We start from the raw sequence: 24283 nt of genomic DNA on the forward strand, positions 1-24283 counted from the left end.
CTACACTTAGCGTGGACAATGCACCAGTCACTATTGCCCCCATCACTATTGAAAGGAACTCACCATGTCGATGATTAATCAGTTACAAGACGTAAAAACAAAGGATTTTGCCAAACACTGCTATGAAAGTAGTAGCGTTGATAAATTACGCGATGCCGCCGAAGGCAGCCCCGACAAAGCAGAAATGGAACATTGGGGGCTAACGGAAGGACAGTGGGAAGAAGCCATAGTGGCTGCGTTGGCAGATCATGAAGCCAAAGAGTAAATAACTTCAAATAGCGGGTAACCGCTAAAATATATGCGCCCTAACATTCAAACGTTAGGGCGTTTTATAGTACAGCCTCCCTTATGTATTCCATACGATGCTTATTCCACATTCGATAACGCCACACCGCCATACTCCTCCCGAAGACGCTCTAGCTTGGTAACTTCGCTTTCGCTCAGCGCTGGGGAGTCCCATAATGGCTGCTTTTCAGCTCCTCGCAGGCCTTCCAAGCTAACTGTCAGTTCTGCATTACTAGGTATCTGAGGTTCTCCCCAGGGGCCAAAACGATTAGGCGCAAGACTCCAGGCCAGCGTCTCTCCCGGCTCAATTCCCCCTGGCATAACGTAGTAGAATTGCTCATCGATCCAAGGCTGTGAGCGGTCAGGACTGATAACGCGCCCTCTTAAAGAAAGCGCGGATATGACCTTATCAGTGGCATTCGTTACTTCAAGATCAATCACCGGCTCAGGAGCACCATAAGGGCTCTCACTCATATAATAGCGAGCATTATCAATACTGAAACGCGCTAACTGCTGCTGGTCGCTGTTCGCCTTAGCTTGCTTCTCTTCCAATCGTGTTAGCGTGCGCATAGCCTGCTCACGCTCTCGTGACCGGCGCTCGCGAAGTATTTGATCGGCGCGCTCAATAACCTGATCGCCAGTCAATCCATGCATTTGCATATTGGCTGACTCAGCGATCTCCGCCGCGTTCATACGGTTAGGATTAAGAATGTCAATGCTGTTAAATGTCGATGCCGTCGAAATAATGATGAGCCCTTGATCAAAATCGTCGCGCTTATAAGTAGGCAGCGAGTTGCGCACTTTTTCGACCGAGACGACTGACGCTGGCATGGAGCTTGTGTCAATTTTAGGGTCTGAACAACCCGCTATCATGAGTACTGATAGTGCTATTGCAGACAGCCTTAGAAGGCTACACATACACTCACCTCAACGCAGACAATGGTAAAAATTGCTGAGGAGCTTAACGGAAAGTACTATTTATCACTACCCTTTGGTGCTAGCAGGATGAATTTGCCATCACCATAGTGGCACGCCGTCATCGTATTCTCTTTACTAGTAGTTACGTTGCAGAACAAACAAAATCAAAGTGAGATGCTGGCTTGCCTAAGAGGGTGTAACCTGAATTCATAGCGATGCACAACCGCCTTCTCTTTTTACTCTTATTGCCACCCTAACAACCTTATAAAAGGGAGTAAGAAAATGCTAAAAATTGGCTTTATAGGACTTGGCTTGATGGGCCAGGGTATGGCCACCAACCTTATTAAGCATAATTTTCCTTTGACTATCATGGCGCATCGAAATCGTGCACCAATCGAAGCACTATGTCAGTTGGGAGCAAACGAGGTAGGAACTCCTGCTGAAGTTGCCTCACGAAGTGATTTAGTTTTTGTCTGTGTCAGTACCAGTGAGCAAATGGAAAACATTACTCTGGGCACTGAGGGTATTCTTGCTGGCGCGAATCCTGGTTTAATTATCGTCGATTGCTCGACATCGCTACCTCAATCGACACAACGGTTATCCGCGAGTATCGAAGCCGCAGGATGCCACCTGCTGGACGCCCCATTAGCAAGAACGCCAAAGGAGGCACGCGAAGGACGCCTCAATGTCATGGTGGGAGGTAGCCAAAAGATAGTGGACCAGGCCTGGCCAGCCATAGAAGCCTTTGCTGAAAATATATTTCATGTTGGAGAGCTAGGTTCAGCGCACAAACTCAAACTGATCAATAACTATCTCTCGCTTGGCGCCGCTGCTCTGGCGGCGGAAGCCGCGGCGATGGCGGCTAACTTGGATGTTGATCAACACAAGTTATATGAAGTGTGTTCACAAGGAGGCGCCAATAGCGCCATGTTCAACGCCGTGATGCCCTGGGTGCTTGAAGCAGATGAAACGCGCTTGCGCTTTAGCTTGGGTAATGCCGGTAAGGACATGGGGTATTTAAGCGAAACGATAGCTGCGTCTGGTTTTAATAGTATGATGCTGCCCGCCTTGCGCGAGGTGTTAAAGCAAGCTGAACAGGCGTTGGGCAACGATCAATATGTGCCCCGGCTTTACGACGCAAGCATGCTGCGTAATGAGCAAAATCAGTAAGCCGCCCCGTTCAGCGAGCCGACATTGGATGTCTGCTGATTAAAAGCAGATACAACATCGGCGTAACGAATGCACATTAACTAAATTCGCCACGTCGATGTTGTTAAATCGCACTATCCGCTACGCGTGTTGCTCAATACGTACCCGCGTAACTGCCACCATCCAACAGTATATTTTGGCCGGTCATATAACTGGCCTGAGCGCTACACAGAAACGCACAGAAGGCGCCAAACTCTTCCGCAGTGCCGAAGCGCTGTGAAGGTACTTTTTTACGAAAGGTCTCCCGTACGCTCTCGTATTCCTGGTTGGACGATTTTGCGACGTTTTGATGAGTGCTCTTTAAGCGATCAGTATCAAATGAGCCGGGCAATAAATTATTAATGGTTACGTTTCGCCCGGCAAGTTGAGGCTGACGAGCCAAGCCCGCTATAAAGCCCGTCAATCCACTGCGGGCCCCATTGGATAGCCCCAAAATATCGATGGGCGCTTTAACGGCTGCAGAGGTGATATTGATCACCCGGCCAAAGCCCCGTTCCGCCATGGCATCAACCGTTGCCTTGATGAGCTCAATCGGTGTGACCATATTGACATCGACAGCGTCTAACCAGTCTTGACGTGACCAATCTCGAAAGTCACCAGGGGGCGGACCGCCTGCATTGTTAATCAATATATCTATTTGCGGGCAAGCGGCTAGCGCCGCTTGGCGTGTCGTTTCTTGTGAAATATCCCCCACCACGGTGAGCACCGTCACGTTCGGATTCAGGTGCCGTAAATGTGCCGCTGTTTCTTCCAACAACTGGGAGGAGCGTGCGTTGATGACGACATTCACTCCCTCCATGACCAACGCCTCTGCACACCCTTTTCCGAGACCTTTACTCGCGGCACACACGAGTGCCCAACGTCCTTCAATTCCCAGTTCCATTATTCTGCTCCTGTTTCGCCAGTGATCGACTTATAGGGATTGCTCAAGCATCCACTGATAATCCTGTTCACTCGCAACGCGGGGATTCGTTTTATGAGTGTGATCAGCCAAGGCGCCTTTAATAATTCGGGGGAATAACTCTTCAGACACGTCCAATTCCGCTAACCCCATGGGTAAATCGAGACGCCTACTCATGTCTTTAATAGCAGGCCCAATGTCAGTAGGGCTATTGAGCTGCATCGTCTGAGCGATGCGTTCAAGCTTTTGCTCATGCTTTACAGAATCGCAGCTGGAGTTGAACTCAATAACCGCGGGCAGGAAAATGGCGTTGAGCGTGCCGTGGTGAAGCCTCGGATTAATACCGCCTAACGAATGACTCAAACTATGTACGCAGCCTAATCCTTTCTGAAAGGCCATCGCCCCCTGCATTGAGGCACTCATCATATTCATGCGTGCTTCCCGATCATCGGGGTTTCGTGTCGCCTGCTCAATATTCAGCCAGCCGCGGCGCAGACCATCCAACGCAATGCCGTCGGCAGGTGGATTAAAGGCCGCCGACATAAACGTCTCAAGGCAATGGGATAAGGCGTCCATCCCCGTGGCTGCCGTCATTTGTGCGGGCAGACTCAACGTTAACTCGGGGTCGCAAATAGCGGATTTAGGTACCAAGTGGGGTGATAACAGGCCGACTTTACGCCCATCTTCCAGAATCAGAATCGCCCCCCGGCCGACTTCACTCCCGGTGCCTGCCGTTGTTGGAATCGCGATAACCGGTGCCGTCGCAGCGGTAATTCGCTCTGAGCCTCCCTCAACCACAGCGAAGGACTTCAAAGGGCCTTCATGGGTACCGCAAATAGCCACGCCTTTAGCAAGATCAATGGAGGAGCCGCCACCAATGGCAATGATGCCATCGAAACCACCCTCACGGTATTGCGCAACGGCTTGACGAACGGCGGCCTCATTGGGGTTGGGGGGCGTTTGATCATAAATGGCTGGATGAGGATCACGGAGATGCTTCAGTACCTGGTCGACAATACCCGCAGCCCGCACTCCCGCATCGGTCACCACCATGGGATGTCGAATACCCAGGCGGTCACACTCCTGCTGCAGCAACGAGGCGGCCCCGAAATCAAATTGAATTTGAGTGACGTAGTTGATTATTGCCATTTCATTACCTTTGGAATTGTTAGTGTTTTTAAGTAATAACTTACTCTCGCTCTGCTAACAAGCCTGTTGATGCAACGCCACAAGCCGATATCGCGAAGCGTAATTTCGACCCAGTCCCCGTTCAGAAAAGTCAGAGAAGTAGCGTCAAAATTGAACTAAAGTCTACAAAATATGATTATTGAACACAATGGTCGTTAATGCTAGATTTGTTTTGCCAACCTACAAATACACAAAAACCCGAGGCTCACATGAAAACAAGCACCAAAACAAAATCGCTCAAGCGCATTACTGCTCTGCTACTGCTGACGGCATCCAGCTCGGTGCTGGCGGCCTACCCTGAAAAACCCATCACTATCATCGTTCCATGGGCCGCAGGTGGCGGCACCGATGCAACCGCGCGTACTATTGCCGCGGCGTTAGAAGAACAATTGGGTCAAACGGTGAATGTGGTTAACCGTACCGGTGGTAGCGGTGTGGTCGGCCACAGTGCTATGGCGAGTGCCAAACCGGATGGTTATACCCTGGGCTTGGCTACCGGTGAGCTCAATATGATGCACTGGCAGGGCCTGACCGACCTGACGTATGAAGATTTCACTCCGATTGGCCAGATCAACTTTGATTACGCCGGCATTCAAGTAGCCGCCGATGCGCCTTACGATTCAGTCCAAGAACTCGTTGATGCTATTGCTGAGCAACCCATGGGCACCTTTAAAGCCTCAGGTACAGGTCAAGGTGGCGTATGGCATCTAGCCTTTGCAGGCTTCTTAATGGATCAGGGGCTTGAAGCCAACCGTGTGACCTGGATCCCCAGCCAGGGCGCGGCGCCAGCAATGACGGAACTTGCTGCCGGTGGTATCGATATTGTGCCGAGCTCTGTTCCCGAAGGTCGCTCAATGATCGAAGCCGGGCGTGCCAAAAGCCTTGGCGTAATGGCACCAGAGCGCATTAACAGCTTCCCCGACGTCCCTACGATTAATGAAGCGATCGGAAGCGATTATCTCGTCGGTGAATGGCGTGGCATCACCGGTCCTAAGGGGATGGATGAGGAAATCGTAGCGACCCTTGAGGAAGCGCTAGAGGCCGCTTACAACAGCGATACCTATCAAGGCTTCATGGCTAAACAAGGCTTTGGTACTGAGTGGCGCAATGCCGAAGAGTTTGGTGAGCTAATGGTCGAAATGGATGCCGTGTATGGCGACATTGTTGAGAGCGTTGGTCTGAGCCAATAAGGGGATAATCAACATGAGAGATCTCCTCTTGGGGCTAGCCTTCATGCTGCTTGGCGCCGTCGTGTTAACTGTCGCTAGTCAGTACCCAACAATGGCGAGTCTTCAATATGGTCCATCTCTGTTTCCCTCCCTCATTGGGGGAGGGTTTCTCATAGGGGGCCTAGTACTTTCGGCAACGCAGCTACCTACGCTAAAACGTCAACTGTCAGGCACCAATGCGAATGTGGGAAATTTCTTCGACTTACGCTCCGTGCTTGTCTCGCTCCTCCCTATAGCACTCATTATTTTTTATATATTCGCGAGCGAGTTTCTTGGCGCGGCCCTTTGCCTAGCCATCATTATGTTCGTACTGATGCTGGTGAGAAAAACTTCCCTACCTTTAGCACTACTGGTCTCCTTCGTCGCGTCGCTAACGATTTATTTCCTATTCTCGCGATACCTGCTGATCCCCCTTCCTGAAGGGCTAATGAATTTTTGGGGTTAGATTATGGAAGCTTTTCTGTTAGGGCTGCAGCTCGTTTTCAATGTAGAAACCATGCTGGTTATCTTTGCGGCCGCCATATTTGGTGTGTTCGTGGGAGCGGTGCCAGGGTTAACCGCCACGATGGCGGTTGCACTCTTGGTACCGATTACCTTCTACATGGATCCGACCCCCGCTATTGCCGCCATTGTTACCACATCGGCCATGGCTATCTTTGCCGGGGATATTCCCGCCACCTATTTGAACATTCCCGGTACGCCCTCTTCGGCTGCCTATGTCGCCGATTCACATCTATTGGCGCACAAGGGCCGAGCCAGAGAAACACTGGGCATGAACTTGATCTGTTCGGTATTTGGCGGTCTATTCGGGACGCTAGTACTGGTCTTTGTTTCACCTTCATTAGCTGAAGTGGCACTCCAATTCAGCTCTTTTGAATATTTTTGGCTGGCACTACTGGGGCTAAGTTGCTCGATTTTTATCTCTATTGGCTCCAGGGTTAAAGCATTTCTCTCTTTGATGATCGGTTTACTGCTTTCGACGGTTGGTCTGGATATGATGAGCGGCGCCCCCCGCTTCACTTTCGGCATTCCAGACTTGATGGGGGGCATTAACTTCATTCCCGTCATGATCGGCATGTTCGCCCTCAACGAACTCATGCTGTTTTATGGTTCACGCAATGAAGGAAGAGAGCTGCCGTCGTTATCCAAAGACAGCGTTTTCAAACAGGCACCAAAGCATATAAAAGCTTATTGGCCGAACATGATAAGAGGGAGCTCGATTGGAACACTGATTGGCGCACTTCCCGGCGCGGGGGCTGACATTGCGGCGTGGATCTCTTATGCCGTTGGCAAAGGCCGCTCTAAACAGAAACAGGCCTACGGCACCGGCCATATTGAAGGCATTGTCGATGCCAGCTCCGCCAATAACTCGGGGATTAGCGGCGCTTGGGTGCCGGCCCTGGTATTCGGGATTCCGGGTGACTCGATAACCGCCATTGTAATCGGCGTGCTCTATATGAAAGGCATGAACCCTGGCCCCACCATTTTTATGGATGGCACCGGCTTGATCTATGCCCTTTTCATCGTGTTCTTTCTTGCCAATTTAATCATGCTACCGATTGGCTATGCGGCGATAAAATCCGCCAAGGTATTTATCTTAACGCCCCGTAAAATCCTAATGCCGATCATCTTATGCTTCTGCATTGTAGGCGCCTTCTCCATCAATAATTCGATTACTGATGTATGGATTATGTTGCTGATCGGCTTTATCGCCTCAATTCTCGCCCGATGTGACTTTCCCATGGCGCCTGCGATTCTTGGCTTGGTGTTAGGAACGACATTGGAAAACAGTTTTATGAGCTCAATGCTCAAAAGCAATGGCGATCTACTCAGCTTCTTTTCCCGCCCTATTAGTGCAGGTCTAGGTGCCCTCGTTATTTTGCTATGGCTCTCTCCGCTAATCACCATGGCCTACAAAAAATTCAAACATAACAGTCAGCACAAAGCGCCGAGGATTTCATGAAACGCTATACAAAAAATTGGTTGGAAGAGGTACTGGTTACCCTATTCATGGAGGCCGGTGCTTCACGTGAAGTGAGTGAGACAACCAGCAGTATTCTTATTGAAGGCGATTTATTGGGGCACCATACCCATGGCGTCAAACTGGCGAACGGTTACTTAAGAGATTTGAAATCGGGGCATGCGTGCGGTGATCACAACGTGATGACCTCAAAAGAGATCAGCTCAGTCGCTGCCCTTGTTGATGGCCACTATATTCTTGGCCCCTACTTAGTGCAAAAAGCGCTTGAGCGAAGTGCTGATGCAGCACGAGAGTCTGGCATTGGTATTGTGACCATAAAACGTTCGCACCATATCGCCTGCTTGGCCTCGTATTTACAGCCTTTTGTTGAGCAAGGGTTGATGCCGATCATTATGACCTCGGATCCAGCGGTGAAATCGGTCGCCCCTTATGGAGGCGTTTCGCCGGTTTACACACCGAACCCTATTGCCATGGGCATCCCCAGTCGCGTCCAACCGATCATGATGGACGTTAGCATGTCGACCGTCACTAATGGCAGTGTGGGTAAAGCACACGCTGAGCAAACCAAAATGGCACATCCCGTCATCCTTACCAATACGGGGCTTGCCAGCGACGATCCAGCGGATTTTTTCAGCGACCCACAAGGTAGCATCCTGCCGCTCGGCGGCCAGGAGTTCGGTCATAAAGGTTTTGCGATGGGGTTGATGGTGGAAGCACTGACCTCCGCATTAGGCGGATTTGGGCGTAAAGATGCGCCCACTGGTTGGGGGGCCTCGGTGACTGTCATGGTGATCGACCCCACCCTTTTCTCGGGACAGAGTGCTTTCCTTGATGAAACAGATCATTTAATCGAAGCATGCCTGAGTTCCAAGCCGGTCAACCCACAGTATCCAGTGCGAATGCCTGGACAAGCCGGGCTTAGTCGTCGAGATAAGTACTTGGAACAAGGTATTCCGCTGCCTGACGATGTGGTGACTGAGCTACAAAAGGCGATTGATGACTCATCACTGAAGGGTCGTTATTAAAGATAGCTGCGGCAAAAAATTGATCATCGTAGGACCAGAGCAGTGAGGCAATCATCATGAGCGAACCAACAACAATAGGCTTTATTGGCACAGGCATTATGGGTGGGCCGATGGCCGCCAATCTTGCCAAGGCGGGACATCAGGTGCGCGTCTGGAATCGCACCCCGGATAAAGCACAATCCCTTACCTCACTGGGCATCGAGGTAAGCGAGACTTTCCAGCAGGCGGCTGAGCAAGCAGACGTTGTGGTGGTCATGCTCAGTTCAGGCCCTGTCTGCGATGAGGTGATCCTGGGACCCAACGGTCTATTGGCAGCCATGAAGCCGCACAGCACGCTGGTGGTGATGAGCTCGATCCCGGTTGAAACTGCACAGCAGCAAGCCAAGGCCGCGGCTGAGCGCGGGATCGGTTATCTGGACGCCCCCGTATCAGGAGGTGAAAAAGGTGCCCAAGCGGGTAATTTGGCGATTATGGTCGGCGGTGAAGTAGCCACATTCGAGCGCACAAGTACCCTACTTAGGATAATGGGCAACCCGGTTCATGTCGGCCCTGCAGGTACCGGGCAACTGGCGAAGTTAGCCAATCAATTAATCGTCGCCAATACGATCGCCACTGTCTCAGAGGCGGTGCTTCTTGCAGAGCACGGTGGCGCTGATCCCGCTAAAGTTCGCGAGGCTCTCTTAGGCGGGTTCGCGGATTCCACCATATTGCGCGCCCATGCCCCCCGTATGATTGCCAATGACTTCGCACCGGGCGGCCCCGCCAAATGGCAACTAAAAGATACCCAAACGGCCATTGCGCTCGCCAAAGAGCTGTCGCTTGACCTGCCCGTCACATCGCTGGTGAATAGCCTGTTCACGGACCTTGTTGCCCATGGCGATGGAGAGCTCGACCATAGTGCCTTGATTCGAGAACTCCGGCGTCGAAACGAAATGCCCCTCGATTAACGACGCAAACTATCTTTATCGTGATCGTTAGCGCAAGTAATCGGGGATGTCGAGAACGCCGTGGTCACGAAAATCGCTAAGACGTTCTTGAACCTTGGCTTCGGAGCCTGCCAAGTGAGCAGAGAGCGCTTGGCTTGCTTGCTCACCCTCTTTATGACGCATTCTGTCGAAGATTTTCAGATGGTCATGAAAGAACGGATCTTTGTCTGGCAGTGCCATGCTAGAGCCCAGCAGATGCTTGCTCATAAGCAGAACAGGATGGGTGCGCCTTAGCATGTCAAAAATTTCTTGATTGCCACCCATGCTCACGGTTCTGTAGTGCAGATCGCTTTCAAGTTCATCCAGTGTCGCGCCTGCGACGTTAGGATACTTCGCCGCCGTCTGCTCTAACTTCTCAATGAAATGGGAGATTTGTTGCTCGGGCATAATCTGCGTCGCCCTGGCAATCATAAAGGGCTCCAACTGCCTACGCGCTTCATAAAGGTTATGCAATCGATCATTGTCCAGCGGCACAATGGACCAACTGGTGTACTTCACTTTTTCAACCACCCCAATGGACTGCAGATAGAGTAGAATTCGGTGCGTAATCGTACGGCTGACACTGTATTTTCTTGCCAGCTGGAGCTCGTTGAGTTCGAACCTGCCCTTCATCGAACTCAAGACAACATCATGTTCCACAACATCAGCTATAGCGCGCCAAGTGTCCGTGCGCTCAATCTTGGCGTCCTCGCCCAACGCACTGAAATCGGCCGTGGTTAGATTCCGCCTGATAGGCTCAACGGCCGTTGCCCCCACCAAGTAACCACGGCCATCGAAACGGCAAATTAACTGTTCATCATGCAAACGTCCTAATGTCTGGCGAACAGGAGAGCGGCTCATACCGAATATTTCTGCAATATTGCCTTCGAGCAGCACTAAGCCTGACTCAAGGTGGCCACTGTTGATACTTCGCTTAAGCGCCTCGTAAAGCTGGTCTTTTAACGACTGCGACATTCAAGCCACTCATTACATAGGTGTTAGTTAAGGGTTGTTAAGTAACGGCACCCACCATCCACGGCACAAATTCATTGTTACCATAACCCAACGATTCACTGGCACTCTGCTCGCCCGAGGCAATCGCAATGATCTTCTCAAAAATATGCTCGCCCACTTCTTCTACTGTGGCGGTACCATCCACAATGGTGCCACAGTTAATATCCATATCTTCGAGAATGCTTTCGTACATCTGCGTATTGGTAGCCAGCTTAATACACGGCGCGGGCTTAAACCCGGAGACAGAGCCGCGTCCCGTGGTAAAACACACGACGGTTGCGCCTGAAGCAATCTGACCCGTGACGGATACCGGATCATAGCCAGGGCTATCCATAAAATTAAAACCGGGCTCTTTCAACGGCTGGGCATACTCAAGCACGTCATTCAGGCTGGAGGAGCCACTCTTAGCCACGGCGCCCAGCGATTTTTCAAGAATGGTGGATAACCCCCCTGCTTTATTTCCAGGTGAAGGATTATTGTTTAATTCTGCCCCATTGATTTGCGTGTAGTGCTTCCACCACTCGATCCTTTCAAGCAACTTACGCGCAACGTCTTCATTGATGGCTCTATCGAGAAGCAAATGCTCGGCACCATAGATTTCAGGCGTTTCACTCAATATAACGCTACCGCCATGTTGGACGATAAGATCAGCCGCATGTCCCAGGGCGGGGTTGGCAGTAATACCAGAGTAACCATCTGACCCGCCACACTGCAGTGCCACGGTAAGGTGGCTCAACGGGGCCGGGCGTCTCTCGGCATGACGGTAATCATTCGACATTTGACGGATTTTTTCCGACGCCTTCTCAATGCTCGCTCGGGTACCGCCAGCGCTCTGAATATTGAAATAAAATATTCTTGATGTATCGGTCAGTTCATATTTTTCAACCAGTTGCTTAACCTGATTCGCTTCGCAACCTAAACCAATAATAAGCACAAAGGCAAAATTCGGATTGATCGCATAGCCATTCAATACCCGTTCAAGAAAAGCAAACCCCTCAGACTCCGTATTCATTGCGCAGCCTGAGCCATGGGTGACCGGCACGACGCCATCAAAGCCTAATGCCTCAAATTCACCGCTGGCATTGAGCCGCTCTGCAACCACTTTTGAGACCGTGGCTGAACAGTTCACGGTGGAAAGAATGCCGATGTAGTTGCGGGTGCCTACTTGTCCATTGGCACGATGGTAGCCATTAAAGGTGCGCTGGCTGTCAGTCACCGATGTCCTTGGCGCTGGCTTGAAATGCTCCAGTGATGTGTCACGTTCCAACATAACAATATTGTGCGTATGCACATGTTCACCGGCCTCGATACGCCGCGTTGCCAGCCCAATAATCTGACCATATTTGAAGATGGGCTGTTCTGGCTCAATGACCGTTAACGCAACCTTATGACCAGCATCAATATTCTCATGGGCAGTGTGCTGTTCATCGTCTATGGGGTATCCCTTCGGAACAGCCCTGCTCGCCACGCCAACATTGTCATGAAGATTCAACCTAATGACCGCAGGTACACTATTGATAAGCTCCATTATTTTCTCCCTAAGCCTCTATGACGTTTGCAAATCACTCAGTACCCCGCCATCAGTCTTTCACCAGCGCGTTTAGAATTGTTGTACTGGGCATATTATACTATCGTCGATTTAATGATCATTGTGTGCAATATTCAATCAAAGTCAGTTTACTTTCTCCCGAAGCGCATGTCGATAGCTATAAAACAGAGCGAGGAAGCTGGTTAGCCACACAGGTGTAAAATGGGTTCTCTGCTACGCTTAAGGAGCGAAAAAGGAAGATTAAGGGCATGACCGCATAGAGAATAGTGAAATAGCATATGGATGGCTGAAAACTTAGCCTGAGGTAGGTTGAAGTAGAAAATCAGGAACTCAGAGGAATACGGCGCATCGGATATTGTTACAAACCCTAGTCCATCTTGAATGGCTGGGACTTAACACCAATGCTATAACGAATATGCTCCTAAGCAGTTAGGTACCAGGAGGTTCGCATGAGGAAATGGATCGTAATGGCAGTCGTCAATTGGCTGCGTAAGCCAGCAAACAGACAGAAAGCCAAGGACGCTTGGAAAGATGTTCGTAGTCGCAATGATGCAAAGCGGACGCCTCAACAGCCGCAGGCTACCCCTCGCGATACAACAGCACAGCGCCCTGGCAATATCGATAATCGTCCTTAAACGCTAGGCAACTTGGTTTGCATAGATGGGAAACCTGAAACTTCCGCAGAAGAACTTGTTAAGAGGGCTTTTGACTACTTTCCCGACAGGGCGCTTGCAATTGCTAACCACTGACACGGCTAATAGCGGCCAAACTCAAAACTAAATTAACCACCTGTTGCATTCATGAACCTCACAACCTGAACCTCACCATCGGTAGTAAAATGATGACGCTCAGGTTTTTTCTTCATTGCCGCCACAATGCTCGATTTAAGCCGCTGGGTGTCCCCCGGATAACGTCGCATGACGGCGCGTAAATCTACCGAGTGCTCATTGCCCAAGCAAAGGAGTAGTCGCCCTTCAGCCGTCACCCGAACACGATTACAGGCAGCGCAGAAATTGTGGCTATGGGGAGAAATAAAGCCAATCCGCGACTGGCTGTCTACCATGCGGTAATAACGGGATGGCCCTAGGGTAGTCTCGGTGGTGGGTAGGAGTTGGTAATGGTTTTCTATGGTCTCGCGTACCGCATCAGTGGAAAGAAAGGTTTTACCACGGTTATGCTCGCTGATAGCGCCCAGCGGCATCTCCTCAATAAAGCTTATATCGACGTGTTCATCCCGGGCAAAGTTTACCAAGTCGATAATTTCGTCGTCATTGCGCCCCTTGAGCAATACGGCGTTGAGCTTAATCGACTGAAAGCCAGCGCGGCGAGCTGCGCGGATACCCGCAATCACTTGGCCAAGATCACCCATCCGGGTTAATGCTTTAAAGCGTTCGGGCTTAAGCGAGTCGAGGCTGATATTGAGTCGATCTAACCTACCTTGCCGCAATGCATCGGCATGTTTGACCAGTCCTGAGCCGTTGGTTGTCATGGCCAGCTCGCGCAGGCCTTCCAATTCACCGAGTTTTTGCACTAACGTTAATACGCCCTGGCGTACCAGCGGCTCCCCGCCAGTTAGGCGGATTTTTTCCACCCCCAGCTCGACGAAGGCCTGCGACAGCGTGGCTATCTCTTCAAGGGTAAGCAGTTGGGCCCGAGGCAGGAAGGTCATCTCCTCAGCCATGCAATAAACACAGCGGAAGTCACAACGATCAGTCACCGATATGCGCAGGTAACGCACCGTACGGCCAAACCCATCGACTAGCGCACTCATTCTGAGGGCTCCTCTGCTTGGGCACTGGCGTTAACGGGTAGCCGAGCTATGAGCCCTTTAACTTCGGCAGTGACCTCTTCAATGGTTTCCTCATCATAAAATTGGCCCCGCCGCTTACGCAGGCCGTTCTCATACATCTTGACGTGCTCAGTGGGTATAACGCCCGCTTTGGAAAGACAGTGGCTGGCGCAATGCATCTGACACCCATCAATGGCTACGATAGGGCGCCCGGAGCGGGCAATGCGCACCAGACCGGGCACACCACCGCCCACACCGGCAATGCAGGACATTTCCGCCTCTCCTGCATGGTCAAGTCGCAGGGCAACGCTATTGGCCAGTTGCGCCACATCAGAGCAGCCGGAGCAGGCATAAATCAGTGTGCGAGGTTTGTATTGTGAAGACATACCCTCTCCTATGAAAAACAAACGAGGTCAGTGGCCACGATAGGAAAAGCTGTTCAAGCGGCGAACTGATGGATGGGGTAATAGTGATAGGTGGCCCCTTCAGTTACCTGCGTGGCGGGGTTAATCATTAAATAACCATGGGCCTGGCTAGCCGCGCTGAGCATATGCGAGCCCTGGCCGCCCGCTAACTGCACCACGGGAGTCCCCTGTGACCAATCCAGCTCCACCCGTAATAGCTCGCAGCGCCCTTGGGGGCCACGCTGAGAAAAGCCCGCTTTTACCGGGTAACACTGTAGAGCCGCTACGGCTCTACCTTGCATAGCATGAATAAACGGCAGCGCGAGCAGTTGCCAGCCCACCAGGGAAGCCACGGGATTACCCGGCAGCGCCATTAACGGTGTGGAGGAAGAAGGCTCCGCGCCCAGATAACCGAACGCAAAGGGCTTCCCTGGCTTCATGGCGACACCATGAAAATGTAACCCACCGCGCTGCTCGATCACCGGGCGTACATGATCCTCCTCGCCTACCGAAACGCCACCGGTGCACATCACCACATCTGCAGCGTTTTGTGCGTGCTCAAAAGCCTGATGCAATGACGGCGGCGAATCAGCGATGACGCCCAAGTCCAGCACATCGCACTGAGCTTGCGCTAGCAGTACGCTAAGCATGGCGCGATTGCTGTCGTATACCTGTCCCGGTGATCGTGCCGTACCTGGGGCAATCAGCTCATCGCCGGTGGAAAGCAGTGCCACCCTCAGGCGCCGTTTGACGGTCACGGCATTGATTCCATGGCTTGCCAGCAGCGCAATCGACGCGGCATCAAGAAGCTTACCCGCAGCGAGCAGCGGGGTGCCTATGCGAGTCTCCTCGCCCTGGCGGCGAATGTTAGCGCCTAGCACCAAGCTACCCTCGAGGTGTATATGCCCGCGCTGATCAAGGGTTACCCGCTCTTGAGGCACTACAATATCTGCCCCCATGGGCACCGGCGCGCCGGTAAAAATACGCGCGCAGCCTCCTTCTGGTAGCAGCATGACGCCTGCGCCAGCCGGTACGCGTTGAAGAATGGGTAAACCTGCACCGCCAGGTGCTGCTTGGTAATCAGCCAGACACAGTGCGTAACCATCCATAGCGCTATTATCCACACCTGGCATATCGAGAGGTGCGACCAGCGTTTCTGCCAGCACTCGCCCCGCCGATTGTTCTAGAGTGATGGTTTCTACTGCATTAATGGGCGTGGCTGTATCGATAAGCCGTTGGCGTGCATCAAACAGATCTAACAAGCCGGGCGTGACTATTTCTGCGCAGTGACAGTTCATAAGCGCTCCACCTCATTGGAAGAAGTCGCTTTCTGGCGTCCACTGCACGGGGTCGCTGAAGGCAGCACCATGGCGGCGAAGTTGCAGGGCCGAGTGCGGGAGTCCAGCTGCAAAGCGATTATTTTGTCCCACGCCAACGCACACGCTTTGGGCGAGCCGGGCATCGCAAACATCATCGTTCGGTTGGCCACCCCCGCGACGGCGCGAGACTGGATCGTCGCTGTGCCGATGGTCTTCAGAGAGTAGTGGCGGAACAGCTCGCCATACCCCTCAATCGCTTTGTCGAACAGCGGTATCAATGCTTCGGGGGTGGTATCCCTGGCGGTAAAGCCAGTGCCGCCATTAACAAGAATTGCGTGAATATCTGCTCGCGCAATCCATTCCGAGACCACGGCACGAACCTGATAGATATCATCGGCAACAATGCGCCTCTCTACCAGGCTATGGCCGCCTTCGCTCAGATATTTAACCAGCAGGTCACCGCTGCCATCCTCATCGAAGCCACGCGTATCGGAAACCGTTAGCACCGCGATGCCAAGCGGAGTGAAAAGAGCATCTTCAGGAACATGGGACATCAAGCCTCTCCTATTAGCTTTGCTATTGCTTCAAGCTATTGCATCAAGCTGCCGCCAGCATCGTCATCCAGAACAATTCCTTCAACGCCTATTTCGCTCTCTAACGCCAGCAAATAGTGACGCAGCGCGCGTCGCGTTGCCTGTTCCCGTAGGCTATGGCGCACCCGGTCAATAACTTGATCGAAAGGTAACGCCCTACCGTCTCGCCGCTCGTCAATACTCACCACATGCCAGCCATAGCGAGACGCCAAGGGGCGCTCGTGTAGACCTTCGGGCAAGTGCTGCAAAGCGCGATCCAACTCTGGAACAGTCTGCCCCGATACCAGCCAGCCCAAATCACCATCCAGCTCTTTTGAAGGGCACGCGGAGTGGTGTTGAGCAAATTCGGCAAAACGTTCGGGTATCTGCTTAAGCTGTTCGAGTAGCTTTTCGCCCAGCTGGTAAGCGTCGTCGCGACCCTGGGAATCATCGGGTGCGGCCGCGAGCAGGATATGCCGCACGCGTAACTGCACTGGTTCGCTGAAGCGCTCGCGGTGGGTCTCAAAAAAGCGCTGGCAATCGGCTTCCCCCGGTTCCGGCACCTCAAGCTCCTGTTCGAGCAAGGCAGCAATCGCCGCATCTTCCTGTGCTTCGCTAACTTCCTGTGTCGATAGTAGGCCCAGGACGCTAGCACGCAGGCGCAGTAGTTCCCTGACCACCAACGCCCGAGCTGCCTGAAGCTGGGCCTCCCCCGCCGTTTCGGCGGGGTGGTACTGCATCTCCAGCGCAATCGTTGCTTCATCGATGGGTGTGTCGCCGACACGTACCGGAGGCGGGGCGGCACCCCCTGGTAGTTGTTCGATATCAATCATCTGCATGTTATTTCTCCTCTAGGCCTGGACGTGCACAAGCCGGTTTTAACTGCGCCTACGGACAATCTGATAACGGCGAGTCAAATAGCCGAACGGCACGCTCCACACATGCACCAGGCGCGAAAACGGGAACAGCAGAATGATGGTCAGGCCAATAAAGATATGCAGTTTGTAGATCCACGACACTTCCTGCATGTAATCCGCCGCACCGCCGCTGAAGAAGACTATCGACTGCGCCCAGCTGGAAAGCGTCAGCATCATTTCGCCGTCCATATGGCCCAACGAGAAGATGATGGTCACCATGCCAAGGCATGCCTGTAAGACGATCAAACCCAGGATCAAGGTATCCATTAAGCTCGACGACGCCTTTACGCGAGGATTGACCAATCGCCGATATAGCAACATGGCGCCGCCCACCACGCACATGGCACCGGCAATACCGCCGACCACGATGGCAATTAGCTGCTTGGTACCGGCATGCAGGAAAGGCGCGTAGACCCAGTGCGGCGTGAGCATGCCCACCAAATGACCAAAGAAAATCACGATAATGCCGATATGGAACAGATTGCTGGCCAGGCGCATGTTTTTTGAGGACAGCATTTGGCTGGAGCCGGTCTTCCAGGTGAACTGGCCTTGGTCGTAACGCACGAGACTGCCGACCAAGAACACCGTACCGGCCAGGTAGGGGTAATAGCCGTAGATAAGATGCTGCAGATATTCTATGAACATGGCGATTCTCCTTTTAGCGATCGGCCACGGTTGAGGAAGGGGAAGCGCTCCAGGCGGACGGCATGATTTTGACGGGGTCGCTGTGCACTGCTTTTTTGCGCTCGGCAAGCCGCCGCCCTTCGGCAGACTGCAGCGCGCAGTCTTCGTCAGAGGTTGCCGAGAAACGCACCGCTTCTTCTTCCCACACGGCGTCCAATGCTTCGGGCGTGTTGTCAGGCGCTTCTTTTTTGACCTGGGGCCGATGCTCTTCGACATCGTCCTCGGCCCCGATTAACGCCAACAGTGACAGCGGTATTAGCGCGTGATCCGCTCCCCGCTCCTCCAGTCGTGCGGTCAGCAGCGCCAAGATATGGCGTATTTCCCCCAGCCAGCGGCCGATCTCGGCTTCATCGCACATCGAGAGGTACTCAAGGAACACCGGCAGATGGTCGGGCAGTTCACGGGCATCCAGCTCGAAACCGGCAGCGCTGTATTCGGCCATCAGATCCACCATGGCCTGACCACGATCACGGGATTCGCCGTGAACGTGCTCAAATAGCAGCAGCGAGGTAGCGCGCCCCTTGTCGAACATGGCGACGTACTCGGCCTGCAGTTCAAGCAGGTCGCCCTCTTGGAGACGCTGACACCACTCCATTAGCGACGACTTGAGAGCCGCCCCCAAGCGGCTCTCGGCATTGAGGATTTCGATTAGCTCGCCACACGCATCCTGCAGTTCCTGGGTCGGGTAATCGAGCAAACGGGCCAGTACGCGTAGGCTACGCATGCCCTGTAGCGGCTCGAACGACGGCTCTACCGGGGTAGACGATTGGGTAGCGGCTTCAGTCATGACGAGACTCCTCAAGTTGTGGCTGCGGGTCGAAGACCTCTACCGGTTTTACCAACACGCTGGTCTGCTTACGGCCATTAAACAGGCTGGGCTGGCTCTCACCGTGGCAACCATCACCAAAGGTAAAGCCACATCCCCCCCGCTCGGGGAAGGCTTCGGTGGCCATTTCCCGATGGCTGGTGGGAATCACGAAACGGTCTTCGTAGTTGGCAATCGCCAGGTAGCGGTACATCTCCTCTACTTGGGAGACGCTCAGCCCCACGGCATCGAGCACTTCGGCATTGGGGGCGCCGTCCACATGCTTGCCGCGCATATAAACGCGCATCGCCATTAAGCGCTTGAGTGCCAACACAACGGGCGCCTCTTCGCCGGCTGTCAACAGGTTAGCCAGGTACTTCACCGGGATACGCAGTGATTCGATCTTGGGCAGGATGCCATCGAACTCTACATGCCCCGCCTCAGCGGCGGACTGAATCGGTGACAGCGGCGGCACGTACCACACCATCGGCAGCGTCCGGTATTCCGGGTGCAGCGGCAGTGCCAATCCCCAGTCGATAGCCATCTTGTAGACCGGTGAGGCCTGGGCGGCTTTGATAACGTTATCCTGGATACCATCCCGTTTGGCCTGGGCAATCACTTCCGGATCGTTGGGATCAAGGAAGATCTCGCGCTGGCGGTGGTAGAGATCACGTTCGTCAGGTGAGCTTGCCACTTCCTCGATACGATCAGCGTCATACAGCAGCACACCAAGGTAGCGAATGCGGCCCACACAGGTCTCGGAGCAGATAGTCGGCTGACCGGCCTCGATACGCGGGTAACAGAAAATGCACTTCTCGGACTTACCGCTTTTCCAGTTGTAGTAGATCTTCTTGTAGGGGCAGCCGGAGATACACATCCGCCAGCCGCGGCACTTGTCCTGGTCGATTAGAACGATGCCGTCCTCTTCCCGTTTGTAGATGGCACCGCTCGGGCAAGCCGCTACACAGGTGGGGTTCAAGCAGTGCTCGCACAGGCGCGGCAGGTACATCATGAAGGTGTTTTCGAACTGGCCGTAAATATCTGCCTGCACCTTGTCGAAGTTGGCGTCTTTACGTCGCTTGGCGAACTCGGTGCCCAGGATCTCTTCCCAGTTGGGTCCCCATTCGATCTTTTTCATGCGCTTGCCGGAAATCAGCGAGCGTGGGCGCGCCACCGGCTGGTGTTCACCGATCTTGGCGGTATGCAGGTGTTGGTAGTCGAAGGTGTACGGCTCATAGTAGTCGTCCATTTCGGGCAGGTCGGGATTGGCGAAAATGTTCGCCAGCACCCGCCATTTGCCACCAATACGGGGTTCTATCCGGCCATCGGTACGGCGCATCCAGCCGCCCTTCCACTTGGCCTGATTCTCCCACTCCTTGGGATAGCCGATACCGGGCTTGGTCTCAACATTGTTGAACCAGGCGTACTCCATACCTTCGCGACTGGTCCAGACATTTTTGCAGGTCACCGAACAGGTGTGGCAACCGATACACTTATCAAGGTTGAGAACCATGCCTACCTGGGAACGAATCTTCATTTCACGGCCTCCTGAACGCTGTCATTGCCTTCACCATCCAGCCAGTCAACGTGTTTCATCTTGCGCACTAACACGAACTCATCGCGATTTGAGCCGACGGTGCCGTAATAATTAAAGCTGTAAGAGAGCTGCGCGTAGCCCCCAATCATATGGGTTGGCTTGGGGCAGACACGGGTGACCGAGTTGTGAATACCGCCCCGCGTGCCGGTGACCTCAGAACCAGGGACGTTCACGTTGCGCTCCTGGGCGTGGTACATCATCACCATGCCCGCCTTGACCCGCTGGCTGACCACTGCCCGTGCCGCAATCGAGCCGTTGGCGTTGTAGACCTCGATCCAGTCGTTGTCCTCGATATCGATTTCCGCCGCGTCCGCCTCGGAGAGCCACACCACCGGGCCGCCGCGGTTGAGCGTCAACATCATCAGGTTGTCGGAGTAAGTGGAGTGAATGCCCCACTTCTGGTGCGGCGTGAGGAAGTTCAGCGCCTTGCTCTTGAAGCCGTTGTCGGCGGGAAGCCGGAAACCTTTGGCTGCCTTGGTATCGATGGGTGGACGATAGACCAGCAGGCTTTCGCCGAACGCGCGCATCCAGGCGTGATCCTGATAGAACTGCTGACGGCCACTTACCGTGCGCCAGGGGATCAGCTCGTGAACGTTGGTGTAACCAGCGTTATAGGAGACATGCTCATCTTCGAGGCCGGACCAGGTAGGGCTGGAGATAATCTTGCGTGGCTGGGCGACGACATCGCGAAAGCGGATTTTTTCGTCATGTTTGGGCCTTGCCAGGTGGGTATGGTCACGCCCGGTAATTTTGGAGAGCGCTTCCCACGCTTTTACTGCCACGGCGCCGTTGGTTTCGGGTGCCAGGGTCAGAATCATTTCGGCAGCATCGATAGCGCTGTCGATCAACGGGCGCCCTTTATGCGGGCCATCCAATTTGCGATGGTTGAGCTTGCCCAGCAGCTCGACTTCAGCATCGGTATTCCAGGCGATGCCCTTGCCGCCATTACCGATACTTTCCAGCAGCGGCCCAACAGAAGTGAAGCGCTCATAGGTGTCGGGGTAGTTGCGCTTGACTTCAATAAGCGATGGCATGGTCTTGCCGGGAATCGGCGCGCATTCGCCCTTCTTCCAATCCATCACCGCCGGCTGGGCCAACTCTCCAGGCGAGTCGTGCTGCATCGGCAGCGTGACCAGGTCGGTCTCTTCGCCCAGGTGGCCTACACACACCTTGGAGAATGCTTTGGCAATACCCTTGTAAATATCCCAGTCACTGCGCGATTCCCAAGCCGGGTCGGTCGCCGCAGTCAACGGGTGAATAAAAGGGTGCATATCGGAGGTATTAAGATCGTCCTTCTCATACCAGGTTGCCGTAGGCAGCACGATATCCGAGTAAAGGCAGGTGGTGGACATGCGGAAATCCAGCGTCACCAGCAGGTCGAGCTTGCCTTCCGGCGCCTCGTCACGCCATACGACTTCTTCAGGCTTCTGGCCGCCGAAGTCGCCCAGGTCTTTACCCTGAATGCCGTGTCGAGTACCCAGCAAGTACTTGAGCATGTACTCATGGCCCTTACCGGAGCTGCCCAGCAGGTTGGAGCGCCAGATGAACATATTGCGCGGGAAGTTCTCCGGTGCATCCGGGTCTTCCGCTGCAAAGCGCAGTTCACCGCTCTTGAGCTGCTGAACGGCATAGTCGGCAGTAGACATGCCCGCCGCTTCGGCTTTTTTCGCTAGGCGTAGCGGGTTAGTGTCCAGTTGTGGTGCTGACGGCAGCCAGCCCATGCGCTCAGCACGCACGTTAAAGTCAATCAGGCTGCCGGGGTAATCCTCGGCCTTGGCCAACGGCGAAAGAATCTCTTTGATCTCCAGCTTCTCGTAGCGCCACTGGGAGGAGTGACTGTAAAAGAACGAGGTGGAGTTCATATGACGCGGCGGACGCTGCCAGTCGAGGCCAAAGGCCAAAGGCGTCCAGCCAGTCTGCGGACGCAGTTTTTCCTGTCCCACATAGTGGGCCCAGCCGCCACCGCTCTGACCGATACAACCACACATGACCAACATGTTAATCAGGCCGCGGTAGTTCATGTCCATGTGGTACCAGTGGTTCATACCGGCACCGACGATGATCATGCTACGGCCGTTGGTTTTGTGAGCGTTGTCAGCAAACTCGCGGGCTATGCGGGTGCACTGCTCTGCTGAGACACCGGTGATTTTCTCCTGCCACGCGGGAGTATAGGGACGAATTTGATCAAACGAGGTTGCGCCATCATCTTCGCCGTCGCCGACAAAGCCACGGTCGATACCGTAGTTGGCACACATCAAATCAAAAACGGTGACCGCCAGCATTTCGCTGCCATCGGCTCTCTTAAGCCTTTTGGCGGGCAAATTGTGAAATAGCAGGTCGTCAGCAGCACCCACGCCAGCTCCTTTGACATGCTCAAAGTGCTCGTGTTCGATGCCACCAAAGTAAGGGAACGCCACGCGCGCGACGCTGTCGTGATGGTCAGCCAGGCTCAGTAGCGGTTTGATTTCGGTGCCTGCGGCGTCCAGCGATTCCAGGTTCCACTTGCCCACTTCGTCGCCAGTTTCGCCCCAGCGGAAACCGATGGAACCGCGCGGAACCACCAGCTGGTCGCGAGTTTCGTCCCAGGCAACGGTTTTCCACTCGGGATTGTTTTCTTGACCCAAGGCAGCATCAAAATCGCTGGCACGCAGTTGGCGTCCCGGTGCGAAGCTGCCATCTTCACGCACTTCAAGTTCCACCAGGAACGGCATGTCGGTATAGCGGCGCACATAGTCGGTGAAATAGGCACTGGGGTTATCGAGATGGAACTCTTTGAGGATGACATGGCCCATGGCCATCGCCAGGGCGGCATCGGTGCCCTGTTTGGCGGACAGCCACTCGTCGGTCAGCTTGGAGACTTCGGCGTAGTCCGGGGTGATTGAGACCGTCTTGGTGCCCTTGTAACGTACTTCAGTAAAGAAGTGGGCATCCGGGGTACGCGTCTGGGGCACATTGGAGCCCCAGGCGATAATGTAGCCGGAGTTGTACCAGTCAGCGGACTCAGGTACGTCGGTCTGCTCGCCCCAGGTCATCGGTGACGCTGGCGGCAGATCGCAGTACCAGTCGTAGAAGCTCATACAGACGCCACCAATCAGCGACAGATAGCGACTACCCGCTGCGTAGCTGACCATCGACATGGCAGGAATCGGCGAGAAGCCGAGAATACGGTCGGGGCCGTACTGCTTGGCGGTGTAAACGTTAGAGGCCGCCACCAGCTCGTTGAGCTCGTCCCAATTACCGCGAACGAAGCCGCCCATGCCGCGAGCACGCTTATACTGTTTAGTTTTGGCGGGGTCTTCGACAATAGACGCCCAGGCGTCTACCGGGTCTGGGTTAGCCTTCAGCGCTTCGCGCCATAGCGCCAGCAGCGGCTTGCGCACTAATGGGTACTTCAGGCGATTGGCGCTGTACAGATACCAGGAGTAGCTGGCGCCGCGGGGGCAGCCACGCGGCTCATGGTTAGGCAGGTCGGGACGGGTACGGGGGTAGTCAGTCTGCTGGGTTTCCCAGGTAACTAAACCGTTCTTAACGTAGATCTTCCAGCTACAGGAGCCGGTGCAGTTCACCCCGTGGGTACTGCGTACTACTTTGTCGTGCTGCCAGCGGGCACGATAACTATCTTCCCACTGGCGGGATTCGCTGCGTAGCTCACCGTGTTCGTTGGCAAAAGGCTCGCGGGACTTGCGGAAGAAATTCAGCCGATCTATGAAGTGACTCATGGTCGATCTCCTGGCTCCTCGGAAATTTGCATACCCGACAGTGCGGGTTCCATGGAGTGGATTCTGCGTGATCGACAAGCGAATTACTGCGTGATTACCTCCATATACACCCTGTCTACCCCCAAGGTGATAGAGCGGCCAACGTAAAGGAATAGACGCTGGGTGTTGTTGAAATTACACCGTGCGCCGCGCGCCAGTGTTGGCTTTTCTCAT

At 53.8% G+C, this 24283-nt stretch carries 21 protein-coding genes; 7 read left to right on the plus strand and 14 right to left on the minus strand.

Annotated features, from left to right (window positions below; all coding sequences use genetic code 11):
* Positions 1–64: 64 nt before the first annotated feature.
* The gene (locus HZS80_RS03100) at positions 65–265 is read left to right on the plus strand and encodes a hypothetical protein (RefSeq protein WP_179915141.1); all 201 of its coding nucleotides are present in this window, start codon (positions 65–67) and stop codon (positions 263–265) included.
* Positions 266–366: 101 nt separating this feature from the next.
* On the opposite strand, the gene HZS80_RS03105 is transcribed toward HZS80_RS03100, so the two are convergent.
* Positions 367–1203 carry a DUF6694 family lipoprotein gene (locus tag HZS80_RS03105; RefSeq protein ID WP_339934466.1) on the minus strand — a complete coding sequence of 279 codons (837 nt, stop codon included), beginning with the start codon at positions 1201–1203 and terminating at the stop codon, positions 367–369.
* Positions 1204–1485: 282 nt separating this feature from the next.
* Between HZS80_RS03105 and HZS80_RS03110 the strand changes: the two genes are divergently transcribed.
* Entirely contained in the window at positions 1486–2373 is an 888-nt protein-coding gene (locus HZS80_RS03110) for an NAD(P)-dependent oxidoreductase (RefSeq protein WP_179915142.1), read from the plus strand.
* Between the two features lie 133 nt (positions 2374–2506).
* On the opposite strand, the gene HZS80_RS03115 is transcribed toward HZS80_RS03110, so the two are convergent.
* Both HZS80_RS03115 and HZS80_RS03120 read right to left on the minus strand, forming a co-directional pair.
* Entirely contained in the window at positions 2507–3295 is a 789-nt protein-coding gene (locus tag HZS80_RS03115) for an SDR family oxidoreductase (protein ID WP_179915143.1), read from the minus strand.
* A gap of 30 nt (positions 3296–3325) precedes the next feature.
* Positions 3326–4462, minus strand: coding sequence for an iron-containing alcohol dehydrogenase (locus tag HZS80_RS03120; protein ID WP_179915144.1), 1137 nt, complete (start codon positions 4460–4462; stop codon positions 3326–3328).
* A gap of 248 nt (positions 4463–4710) precedes the next feature.
* Here HZS80_RS03120 and HZS80_RS03125 point away from each other — a divergent pair, with 248 nt between their 5' ends.
* Genes HZS80_RS03125 through HZS80_RS03145 form a run of 5 tightly spaced genes read left to right on the plus strand, consistent with a single transcriptional unit; the run spans position 4711 to position 9683 of the window.
* Complete coding sequence (locus HZS80_RS03125; protein WP_035558381.1) at positions 4711–5691, plus strand: tripartite tricarboxylate transporter substrate binding protein; 981 nt, start codon at positions 4711–4713, stop codon at positions 5689–5691.
* A gap of 43 nt (positions 5692–5734) precedes the next feature.
* Positions 5735–6175: a tripartite tricarboxylate transporter TctB family protein gene (locus HZS80_RS03130; RefSeq protein ID WP_235272560.1), complete on the plus strand. Its 441-nt coding sequence runs from the start codon at positions 5735–5737 to the stop codon at positions 6173–6175.
* A gap of 3 nt (positions 6176–6178) precedes the next feature.
* Complete coding sequence (locus HZS80_RS03135) at positions 6179–7693, plus strand: tripartite tricarboxylate transporter permease (RefSeq protein ID WP_179915145.1); 1515 nt, start codon at positions 6179–6181, stop codon at positions 7691–7693.
* On the plus strand, positions 7690–8736 hold the full coding sequence (locus HZS80_RS03140; RefSeq protein ID WP_179915146.1) for an Ldh family oxidoreductase: 1047 nt from the start codon (positions 7690–7692) through the stop codon (positions 8734–8736). Before HZS80_RS03135 ends, HZS80_RS03140 begins: the two co-directional genes overlap by 4 nt.
* A 56-nt stretch (positions 8737–8792) precedes the next feature.
* Positions 8793–9683: an NAD(P)-dependent oxidoreductase gene (locus tag HZS80_RS03145; RefSeq protein WP_179915147.1), complete on the plus strand. Its 891-nt coding sequence runs from the start codon at positions 8793–8795 to the stop codon at positions 9681–9683.
* Positions 9684–9710: 27 nt separating this feature from the next.
* On the opposite strand, the gene HZS80_RS03150 is transcribed toward HZS80_RS03145, so the two are convergent.
* The 11 genes from HZS80_RS03150 to HZS80_RS03205 all read right to left on the minus strand — a co-directional run bounded on the left by HZS80_RS03150 (position 9711) and on the right by HZS80_RS03205 (position 24070).
* Positions 9711–10676, minus strand: a complete 966-nt coding sequence (locus tag HZS80_RS03150) for a GntR family transcriptional regulator (protein WP_035558395.1) — start codon at positions 10674–10676, stop codon at positions 9711–9713.
* Between the two features lie 37 nt (positions 10677–10713).
* Positions 10714–12243 carry a UxaA family hydrolase gene (locus HZS80_RS03155; protein WP_179915148.1) on the minus strand — a complete coding sequence of 510 codons (1530 nt, stop codon included), beginning with the start codon at positions 12241–12243 and terminating at the stop codon, positions 10714–10716.
* Between the two features lie 802 nt (positions 12244–13045).
* Positions 13046–14035: a GTP 3',8-cyclase MoaA gene (gene moaA, locus HZS80_RS03165; protein WP_179915149.1), complete on the minus strand. Its 990-nt coding sequence runs from the start codon at positions 14033–14035 to the stop codon at positions 13046–13048.
* Positions 14032–14439, minus strand: a complete 408-nt coding sequence (locus HZS80_RS03170) for a putative zinc-binding protein (RefSeq protein ID WP_179915150.1) — start codon at positions 14437–14439, stop codon at positions 14032–14034. The genes moaA and HZS80_RS03170 overlap by 4 nt, the downstream gene beginning before the upstream one ends.
* 53 nt (positions 14440–14492) lie before the next feature.
* Positions 14493–15755 carry a molybdopterin molybdotransferase MoeA gene (locus HZS80_RS03175; protein WP_179915151.1) on the minus strand — a complete coding sequence of 421 codons (1263 nt, stop codon included), beginning with the start codon at positions 15753–15755 and terminating at the stop codon, positions 14493–14495.
* Positions 15752–16330, minus strand: a complete 579-nt coding sequence (gene moaB, locus HZS80_RS03180) for a molybdenum cofactor biosynthesis protein B (protein ID WP_035558412.1) — start codon at positions 16328–16330, stop codon at positions 15752–15754. The genes HZS80_RS03175 and moaB overlap by 4 nt, the downstream gene beginning before the upstream one ends.
* Before the next feature lie 35 nt (positions 16331–16365).
* Positions 16366–17187, minus strand: coding sequence for a peptidylprolyl isomerase (locus HZS80_RS03185; RefSeq protein WP_035558415.1), 822 nt, complete (start codon positions 17185–17187; stop codon positions 16366–16368).
* A 39-nt stretch (positions 17188–17226) separates the two neighbouring features.
* Positions 17227–17910, minus strand: coding sequence for a respiratory nitrate reductase subunit gamma (narI, locus tag HZS80_RS03190; protein ID WP_179915152.1), 684 nt, complete (start codon positions 17908–17910; stop codon positions 17227–17229).
* A gap of 13 nt (positions 17911–17923) precedes the next feature.
* Positions 17924–18736, minus strand: coding sequence for a nitrate reductase molybdenum cofactor assembly chaperone (gene narJ / locus HZS80_RS03195; RefSeq protein ID WP_035558421.1), 813 nt, complete (start codon positions 18734–18736; stop codon positions 17924–17926).
* The gene (gene narH / locus HZS80_RS03200; RefSeq protein ID WP_035558424.1) at positions 18729–20291 is read right to left on the minus strand and encodes a nitrate reductase subunit beta; all 1563 of its coding nucleotides are present in this window, start codon (positions 20289–20291) and stop codon (positions 18729–18731) included. The genes narJ and narH overlap by 8 nt, the downstream gene beginning before the upstream one ends.
* Entirely contained in the window at positions 20288–24070 is a 3783-nt protein-coding gene (locus HZS80_RS03205) for a nitrate reductase subunit alpha (RefSeq protein WP_035558428.1), read from the minus strand. Before HZS80_RS03205 ends, narH begins: the two co-directional genes overlap by 4 nt.
* Positions 24071–24283: the final 213 nt, after the last annotated feature.

The organism is Vreelandella glaciei (assembly GCF_013415125.1).
Lineage (GTDB): Bacteria > Pseudomonadota > Gammaproteobacteria > Pseudomonadales > Halomonadaceae > Vreelandella > Vreelandella glaciei.

Coding starts and splice junctions, on each gene's coding strand:
- narH (WP_035558424.1), bottom strand. CDS start 20,291: ATGAAGATTCGTTCCCAGGTAGGCATGGTTCTCAACCTTGATAAGTGT.
- HZS80_RS03145 (WP_179915147.1), top strand. CDS start 8,793: ATGAGCGAACCAACAACAATAGGCTTTATTGGCACAGGCATTATGGGT.
- HZS80_RS03100 (WP_179915141.1), top strand. CDS start 65: ATGTCGATGATTAATCAGTTACAAGACGTAAAAACAAAGGATTTTGCC.
- HZS80_RS03150 (WP_035558395.1), bottom strand. CDS start 10,676: ATGTCGCAGTCGTTAAAAGACCAGCTTTACGAGGCGCTTAAGCGAAGT.
- HZS80_RS03140 (WP_179915146.1), top strand. CDS start 7,690: ATGAAACGCTATACAAAAAATTGGTTGGAAGAGGTACTGGTTACCCTA.
- HZS80_RS03155 (WP_179915148.1), bottom strand. CDS start 12,243: ATGGAGCTTATCAATAGTGTACCTGCGGTCATTAGGTTGAATCTTCAT.
- HZS80_RS03175 (WP_179915151.1), bottom strand. CDS start 15,755: ATGAACTGTCACTGCGCAGAAATAGTCACGCCCGGCTTGTTAGATCTG.
- moaA (WP_179915149.1), bottom strand. CDS start 14,035: ATGAGTGCGCTAGTCGATGGGTTTGGCCGTACGGTGCGTTACCTGCGC.
- HZS80_RS03105 (WP_339934466.1), bottom strand. CDS start 1,203: ATGTGTAGCCTTCTAAGGCTGTCTGCAATAGCACTATCAGTACTCATG.
- HZS80_RS03170 (WP_179915150.1), bottom strand. CDS start 14,439: ATGTCTTCACAATACAAACCTCGCACACTGATTTATGCCTGCTCCGGC.
- HZS80_RS03125 (WP_035558381.1), top strand. CDS start 4,711: ATGAAAACAAGCACCAAAACAAAATCGCTCAAGCGCATTACTGCTCTG.
- HZS80_RS03135 (WP_179915145.1), top strand. CDS start 6,179: ATGGAAGCTTTTCTGTTAGGGCTGCAGCTCGTTTTCAATGTAGAAACC.
- moaB (WP_035558412.1), bottom strand. CDS start 16,330: ATGTCCCATGTTCCTGAAGATGCTCTTTTCACTCCGCTTGGCATCGCG.
- HZS80_RS03185 (WP_035558415.1), bottom strand. CDS start 17,187: ATGCAGATGATTGATATCGAACAACTACCAGGGGGTGCCGCCCCGCCT.
- narJ (WP_035558421.1), bottom strand. CDS start 18,736: ATGACTGAAGCCGCTACCCAATCGTCTACCCCGGTAGAGCCGTCGTTC.
- narI (WP_179915152.1), bottom strand. CDS start 17,910: ATGTTCATAGAATATCTGCAGCATCTTATCTACGGCTATTACCCCTAC.
- HZS80_RS03115 (WP_179915143.1), bottom strand. CDS start 3,295: ATGGAACTGGGAATTGAAGGACGTTGGGCACTCGTGTGTGCCGCGAGT.
- HZS80_RS03130 (WP_235272560.1), top strand. CDS start 5,735: ATGCTGCTTGGCGCCGTCGTGTTAACTGTCGCTAGTCAGTACCCAACA.
- HZS80_RS03110 (WP_179915142.1), top strand. CDS start 1,486: ATGCTAAAAATTGGCTTTATAGGACTTGGCTTGATGGGCCAGGGTATG.
- HZS80_RS03120 (WP_179915144.1), bottom strand. CDS start 4,462: ATGGCAATAATCAACTACGTCACTCAAATTCAATTTGATTTCGGGGCC.
- HZS80_RS03205 (WP_035558428.1), bottom strand. CDS start 24,070: ATGAGTCACTTCATAGATCGGCTGAATTTCTTCCGCAAGTCCCGCGAG.